General features: G+C 47.7%; 6 protein-coding genes. 2 read left to right on the top strand and 4 right to left on the bottom strand.

Going from position 1 to position 7,859, the window contains the following annotated elements; translation table 11 throughout:
• The 4 genes from GXO76_06085 to chrA form a co-directional block, all read right to left on the bottom strand.
• A partial coding sequence (locus GXO76_06085) for an argininosuccinate lyase (protein ID NOY77423.1) occupies nucleotides 1-399 on the bottom strand: 399 nt, incomplete at its 3' end.
• A gap of 126 nt (nucleotides 400-525) precedes the next feature.
• Entirely contained in the window at nucleotides 526-1,773 is a 1,248-nt protein-coding gene (locus GXO76_06080; GenBank protein NOY77422.1) for an argininosuccinate synthase, read from the bottom strand.
• 349 nt (nucleotides 1,774-2,122) lie between these two features.
• Nucleotides 2,123-3,043: a cation transporter gene (locus GXO76_06075; protein NOY77421.1), complete on the bottom strand. Its 921-nt coding sequence runs from the start codon at nucleotides 3,041-3,043 to the stop codon at nucleotides 2,123-2,125.
• A 56-nt stretch (nucleotides 3,044-3,099) separates the two neighbouring features.
• On the bottom strand, nucleotides 3,100-4,338 hold the full coding sequence (gene chrA / locus GXO76_06070; GenBank protein ID NOY77420.1) for a chromate efflux transporter: 1,239 nt from the start codon (nucleotides 4,336-4,338) through the stop codon (nucleotides 3,100-3,102).
• A 775-nt stretch (nucleotides 4,339-5,113) separates the two neighbouring features.
• Here chrA and GXO76_06065 point away from each other — a divergent pair.
• Both GXO76_06065 and GXO76_06060 read left to right on the top strand, forming a co-directional pair.
• Nucleotides 5,114-5,443, top strand: a complete 330-nt coding sequence (locus GXO76_06065; GenBank protein NOY77419.1) for a helix-turn-helix transcriptional regulator — start codon at nucleotides 5,114-5,116, stop codon at nucleotides 5,441-5,443.
• Nucleotides 5,440-7,374, top strand: a complete 1,935-nt coding sequence (locus tag GXO76_06060) for an FAD-dependent oxidoreductase (GenBank protein NOY77418.1) — start codon at nucleotides 5,440-5,442, stop codon at nucleotides 7,372-7,374. Before GXO76_06065 ends, GXO76_06060 begins: the two co-directional genes overlap by 4 nt.
• Nucleotides 7,375-7,859: the final 485 nt, after the last annotated feature.

Here is a 7,859-nt window from a genome sequence, read left to right as displayed (position 1 = left end):
CCACTTTCCGGCCTCCTGATTTTTTTCTTTCAGATACAAAAACACGTCGGTCATCACCTGATCATTTCGGCTGCGGCCGGTGTGAATTTTGGCTCCAATACCGCCGGTGAGCTCCGTCAGGCGGCGCTCGATGGCCATGTGGATGTCTTCATCCTCCCCTGAAAACGGAAAGGTTCCGGCCTGAAGCTCAATGGCAATGTGTTCCAGATGGCTCAGGATTTTGGAAAGTTCCTCTTTGCTGAAAATGCCGATTTTTTCAAGGGCTTTTGCGTATGCCTGATTCACCCGCACATCATAAACAGCCAATCGACGGTCGAAAGAAAGCGATTGGCTAAAAGCTTCCATTTCAGGATCGGTTTTTTGCGAAAAACGCCCGTCCCACATTTTTGATGATTTCATTTTCTCATCCAAGTAAATGATTAGCCACGAAGACACAAGGACACAAAGAAAAATAGAATATTTAGAGGCGCAAAATTTTGCGCCTCTACGCTTTTTACACATGCCTTGTACTGGAATGGCATTTTTTTAATCTCTCTTAAATTTGCTGTAATCCGGTTTTCGGAATTCACTGATTCCGGTGTCGGCAATGTCGATTAAGGCCTTTACTTTCAAGGGCAGCCCAAAAAGATTAATGAATCCTTCGGCATCTTTCTGATTGTACACATCCTCCTCGCCAAAGGTGGCGTATTCTTCGCGGTAAAGCGAGAAGGGGGATTTCCGTCCCTGAACAATAATATTGCCTTTGTACAGTTTCAATCGGACGGTGCCGGTCACCTTTTCCTGGGTTTTTTCCACAAAGGCATCCAGGGCTTCGCGGAGGGGTGTAAACCAGAGTCCATCGTAAACCAGCTCAGCGTATTTGGGTGCCATGGAGTCCTTGTAATGGAGCGTGCGGGCGTCCAGAACCAGGCTTTCCAGTTCACGATGCGCCGCATACAGGAGCGTGCCGCCGGGGGTTTCGTACACGCCGCGGGATTTCATGCCCACCAGGCGATTTTCCACGATGTCCACCCGTCCGATGCCGTGCTTTTTCCCCAGATCGTTGAGAAAGCTCAGCAGCGCCACGGCCCCCATTTTTTTGCCGTTGATTTTGGTGGGAATACCCTTTTCAAAATCGATCTCGACGAATTCCGGCTTGTCGGGGGCATTTTCGGGCGAAACCGTGTATTCGAAGATGTTTTCAGGGGGCGGCTGCCAGGGATCTTCCAGAACACCGCCTTCACTGCTTCGGTGCCAGATGTTGGTATCGTTGCTGTAGATCTTATCGGGCGACGCCGAAATGGGGATGTTGCGCGCTTTGGCGTAGGCAATGGCATCCTCGCGCGAGCGGATGTCCCATTCCCGCCAGGGCGCAATCACCTTTAACGTCGGATTAAAAGCCTTGTAGGTGAGCTCAAACCGCACCTGATCGTTCCCCTTGCCGGTGCAGCCGTGAGCCAGAGCATCGGCCCCCTCGGCTTCGGCAATTTCCACCTGGCGCTTGGCCAGAAGAGGACGCGCAAAAGAGGTGCCCAGCAGATATTTCCCCTCGTAAACGGCACCCGCTTTCAGGGTGGGGAAGATGTAATTCTCCACAAACTCCTTGCGCAAATCTTCAATGTAGATTTTGCTGGCTCCCGTGGCAATTGCCTTTTCCTCCAGCCCGTCCATTTCGTCATCCTGTCCCAGGTAACCCGTCACGGCAATGACCTCGCAGCCGTAATTTTCCTTTAACCAGGGAATTATGATTGACGTGTCCAATCCGCCAGAATAGGCCAGAACCACTTTTTTGATAGAAGAATCCATAATAAGTGTCTCCTTTAAATAATTAAAACACAATTAATTACAATAAATAGAGAATTAAAGAATGATGAGAATAAAAAAGGATTTTTTTAAAAAAAGATTAGTTCCGCCTGAAGCGGCGGGGCAGAAAAAACGGGCAAGGATCTCCTGCGGTTACAATTGGGGAAATTGTAACAAAGAATGAAAAAGATTGTTGGTGTTTCGCTAAATAATGATGTTTCATATCACGCCTGAATATTTTTCTTAAAATTGATGTTAAAGATACATAAAAAATCAGGCAATGTCAAGAAAAAAATAGATGACCTGGTATTTTTGGGCTGTTTCCTGAATCTGGTTCCACTTATTTCTCGAGCCACTGTGTTTCGGCGGGTTGAACCAGATATTTCTTCTTGCACACATCGCATTCAAATTGAAGGGTAAAATGGTGAATGCCAAAATCCCGATGAAGTCTGGATTCAATCCGGGCACGCAGCTCGTCGGTCTGGCTGACCGGCATGTCTTCAACATTGATGTGTGCTTCCATATGAATGTCGTTTTCGCCGACGTACCAGATGTGAATATGGTGAATATCCTTTACTTCCGGGAAACGTTCCACCGTTTGAGCCACTTCCTGGATGGAGATATCCGGCGGTGTTCCTTCCATCAGAACATGAATGGCTTCGATGAGAACTTTGTAGCTTTCAATGAGGATGTACATGCCGATGAGAAGCGTGAGCACCGGATCGATCCAGGTGACATTCCAAAAATAGATCGCTACACCCCCCAGAACCACAGCAATGGATGACAGGGCATCCGCAAAAAGGTGCAGATAGGCTGATTTAATATTCAAACTGTGGACAGAATCCCTTTTGAGCAGCAGCACGCCCAGTACATTCGCTGTTAAGCCGACCAGAGCCACCAGAGCCATTGCTCCCCCCTGAACCGATACCGGATGAAACAGACGGCTGATGGCTTCATAAAAAAGGTAGACGGAAATAATCAAAAGAACGGTTGAATTAATGAGTGCCGCAAAAATTTCTGCCCGTTTGAATCCGAATGTGTGGTGGTAAGTGTACTTCCGTTTTTTTAGTCTTAAGGCCAGATAACTGATAATGATGGAAATGGCGTCACTGAAATTGTGCAGGGCATCGGATATCAGGGACAGGCTTCCGGTCAGGAGGCCGCCCACAATTTCTACAGCCGTAATTAAAAGGTTCAAGACCATTGTCGCGAACAGTCGGGTGCCCGTGCTTGTCTCGTGATGAGCATGCTGATGAGACATAGTTACCTCGATCAATCAAATGAAGCGATTGTTTTAAAACTCCATAAATTTATGAATTATCCCAATGAAAATCCACAAAAATAAAGCCCCAGAGCTGCAGCAATTCCGATGAGGAATATCCACAGTAAATTGATTTTGTAATAGCGTACCAGAAGAAATGCCCCAACGGCCCAGACGTAGGTTGCCGGAGACACGAGACTAACCCGGCCCAGGCTGAGCGTTACAAAAAAGATCATGCCGGTAAATGCACTCATAATGCCTCGAATAGCCAGCTGAATCCAGCGGCTGTTCTTAATCCGGTTGTAGATTTCTGTAATGACAATTGTGTAGAAAAAGGAAGGGAAAAACATGCCCACCGTTGCCAGAACACTGCCCCACAATCCGGCAACCTTGTAGCCAATGAATGTGGCGGTAATCAAAAAGGGGCCCGGCGTGATCTGCCCGAAGGCGATGCCGTCGGCGAACTGCTTCATGGTTAGCCAGTGGTGCGACAGGACGGCTTCCTGCTGGAGCAGCGGCATGATGGTAAATCCGCTCCCAAACGCCACAGCACCCACCTTGAACATCGAAAACAGTAATTGCGCGTAAAGGCTGTGGTCAAAAATACCGACGAGCAGAATAGCCAAAAATACGGACCCTACAACAAAAATAGCCAGAAGGCGGTGAGAAAGTTTGCCGGGGATGATGTCTGTTTTTAAGGTTGTCGGGTGATCGGCATTGGTTTCTTTGGATTTGAAGAAGAGCAAAATGCTTAACACAAATGCAATGAGAATCACGTACAGCGCATGAATTTTGAAGAGAAGGAGTAAAAAGGCGACCCCCGCCAAAAGCGCCCCCTTTTTGTCCGATGCGTATCGGCCGGCAAAATCCAGAAACACATGAGCAACTACCCCGATGACCATAGCCTCCAGTGCCAAAAAGAGGGGATGCACCCAGGCTACTTCTCCGTACGAAAAGTAAAGCCATGAGAGAGATAGAATTAAAAGATAGGAAGGTAGAATAAACAGGAAAGTGGCCAAAGCCGCTCCGCCAAAGCCCTTGAGACGATACGAGCAGTACGTGGCCAGATTGTACATAATCGGTCCGGGATAAAATTGCACCATGGCAATTCCTTCGTCCACCTGTTCGCGGGTAAGCCAGCGGTTGCCAATAATCAATGCCTTAATTTGCTGAAGAATCGCCATCCCATACGCCGTTAAACCGATTTTGAAAAAGGCGAATCCAAAACGCAGGGTGGAAATAGAGTCGGACGTTTTTGGGGGGAGCTTTGATTTATTTTTCTGATTGATTTCCATTGTGGTTTAACTCCCAAAATTAGGGTTTAAATTTGCCTTTTGTAACATAATGAATATTCGGGTCACCTTCAAGGTATTTTTGAAAAAACGCCTGCCATTTATTAGTCCTCGGCACTCTAAAAGTGCCGGGGACATTTTGCCAATCGGGTCAATTCGTGGGGGCGATTCGTGAATCGCCCCTACAATCATTCGCGCATTCGCGGCGAATTTAAAAAGATTTACCGCAAGGACACAGGAAAAAATTCCAATCCCCAAAATCCTATCGGTGTTATCGGTGGTTAGTTGGGATTGAAGGATTAAGGGATTAAAGGAGTAGGGCAAAATTCCAAATGACAAATTTCAATACCCAAATAAACTCCAAATCACAATGACCCATAACCAAAACAAAATAATTTCCAAACAACGCCGTAGGTGTTGAACATTTGTAGAAATTGGTACCTAACCAATTTCCAACAACCCCGGATGGGGTTGAACTGTTTTAAATCATTAACCTTGCGAAGGTTCTCAATATGTGGTTTATTTGTATTCAAACGTAAATATCATTCTCTAATGGTGTAATTTTACAGAATCATAACCTTCGCAAGGTTGCCACAATTCATTCGCGCATTCGCGGCTTATCCAGTATGAATAATTCTCTAATCCGTCACTATTAAAATGGTGAAAACACGCCAATGAAATTTTTTGATTACCCAGGCTAAAAAAAATAAAAAAGAGTTGATATTCTTAGTAAATTATTATATAATTACATTCGCATATTCGAATGGAGGATTTTACAATGAAAAATAATTTTGATCACTTGTCGGGCACAATCCTTGAAAAACTCGCCCGATTTTTCTGGGTTTTTTCCGATCCGTCGCGGCTAAAAATTATCGTGTTCCTTTTGAACACCGGCCAAGAGGCCTGCTGCGTGAACAAAATTGCGGCCTCTCTGGGAATGAATCAACCCGCGGTGTCCCAGCATTTGCGCGCGCTGAAAGACGCTCATCTCGTAAAGGTGGTCCGCGAGAAACAGTTTTACCGCTATTCAATCGCCGACGCGCATGTGAAAGACGTATTAACCGTTGGACTCCAGCATCTTTGGGAAGAAACAGGAGGCAGGGAATGAGGTACGGACATTTGTTTTCGGGATTGCAAGTAGGGCGACTGATTTTGAAAAATCGCATTATTTTTCTGCCGATTTCCACCAATTTGGCGGCGGTCACAGGAGAGGTAACGCCCGAGTTTGTGGATCATTACAAGCGCCGGGCGCAGGGCGGTGCAGCGATTATCACGCTGGAAAATATGTGCATTCAATTTCCAGAGGCGCGCCATGGCGCTACGCAGCCGCGCATCGATGACGATTCCTTTATTCCCGGATTGAGCCGGGTGGCCTACGAAATTCACCGCTACGGGAGTCTGGCGTTCATGGAATTGACCCACCCCGGGCTGTATGCCGATCTCACGTTATCCGAGGGACGTACGCCGGTGGCGCCGTCGGCCGTCAATCTTCGAAAGGACCAGGTGTTTCCGGAAGAATTGACCGAAGAAAAAATCGAAGAAATTGCGGACCTGTTTGCTCAATCGGCCCTGCGAGCCCGGAAGGCGCATTTTGACGGCGTGGAAATCGAAGCCGCTCACGGACTGCTGGTCAATCAGTTTCTTTCACCCCTGACCAACAAACGAACCGATCGCTACGGAGGGTCGCTGGAAAATCGGGTGCGGTTTGCCCGATTGATCCTGGAGCGCATTCTCGACGTGTGCGGGGAGGATTACACCGTCACGGCGCGGATTGGCGCCATTGATTTTGTGGACGGGGGCATTTCGATTGAAGAAGGGGCAGAGACGGCCCGCCTGTTTGGTGAGATGGGTTACGCAGCCGTCCATGCAGACGTGGGGTTTGGCAGCAAAGAAAAGCGCCTGGAGCCGATGGCCTATCCGGAGGCCTGGCGCGGGTACCTGGCAGCCGCATTCAAAAAGGCAAGCGTTTCGGTACCGGTCATTGCTGTGGGAATGATTCGCAATCCCGGGCGGGCGGAGGAAATTCTGGAGAAGGGCGAGGCCGATCTGATTGGATTGGGGCGCCCCCTGATTGCCGATCCGGATTGGCCGATCAAGGCGCAAAATGACCGGGAGAAAGCCATCAAGCGCTGTATCGGGTGCAGCGAGTGCATTAAAGCCGCCCGGCACGAAGAAGGAACGGCCATTCGGTGCGGGGTAAACCCCTCGGTAGGCAAACTGGAATCGGATGAAATGTTACTGCCGATACCTCATCCCAAAAAGGTTTTAATTATTGGCGCTGGTCCGACGGGACTTGAGGCGGCGGTCACACTGAAAAAGCGCGGCCATCACGTCACTCTCTGGGAAAAGGAAAAATACATTGGCGGAGCTTTGAAACTCGGTTGTGTGCCTCCTGGTAAAGAGAAAATCCATTGGCTGATTGAATATTACGAATTTATGCTTGAAGATCTAAAAATTCCTATTGATTTTGAAAAAACGGCCACAGTGGAAGCCATTAAAGCCTTTGGGCCGGAAGTCGTCTTGCTGAGTCAAGGTGCGGAATATTCGATGCCGCCCATCAAAGGATTTGATTGTGGCCATGTGTTGAGTTTTGCCGAGGTGTTAAAAGGGGATTGTCAGATTACAAACAGTCGCGTGGTAGTGGGAGGTGGGGGATTGGTAGGCTGTGAAACCGCCCTTTACTTGCGGGAACAGGGAAACGAGGTGACCCTTGTGGAAATGCTTCCGGACGTGGCAATTGGCATGGAGCCGATCAGCCGAGATTATTTGCTGCGGGAATTGAAAGAAAAGGGGGTCCAGATTAAGACCTCCGCCCCGGTTCGAGAGATCAAAGAAAGAAGCGTGTGGATTGGCACGGATAGCGCCAGCGAGGGAATTCCGGCCGATTATTTTGTAGCAGCGTTTGGCGGAAGACCGGATCACGCTTTGTACAATAAACTTAGACTAAAATATGAGGTGCACCTGTTAGGTGATGCGGCCCAGGTGGGAAAGATCATTGACGCCGTGCAGAATGGGTATGGAATAGGGAAGATGATTTAAAAAGATTCACCGCGGGGGCGCAAAGTCGCTAAGGTGAAATTCCAATCCCTAAAATCCTATCGGTGTTATCGGTGGTTAATTGGGATTGAAGGATTAAGGGATTAAAGGAGTAGGGTAAAATTCCAAAAGACAAATTCCAATACCCAAATAAATTCCAAATCACAATGACCCAAAACCAAAACAAAATAATCCCCAAACAACGCCGTAGGCGTTGAATATTTGTAGAAAATGGTACCTAACCAATTTCCAACAACCCCGGATGGGGTTGAACTGTTTTGAATCATAAACCTTGCGAAGGTTCTTACTATGTGGTTTATTCGTATTCCAACGTAAATTTCATTCTCTAACGGTGTAATTTTACAGAACCATAACCTTCGCAAGGTTGCCACAATTTATTCGCGCATTCGCGGCCTGTTTACAAAAAGATTCACCAACGGTAATCCCTTGGATCTACACCCCGAGCCATTTGTTCAAAAAGTACCCGA

It is taken from the genome of Calditrichota bacterium (assembly GCA_013151735.1).
In the GTDB taxonomy this organism is placed as follows: Bacteria; Zhuqueibacterota; JdFR-76; order JdFR-76; family BMS3Abin05; genus BMS3Abin05.
This window is presented reverse-complemented; position numbering and strand designations above follow the sequence as displayed.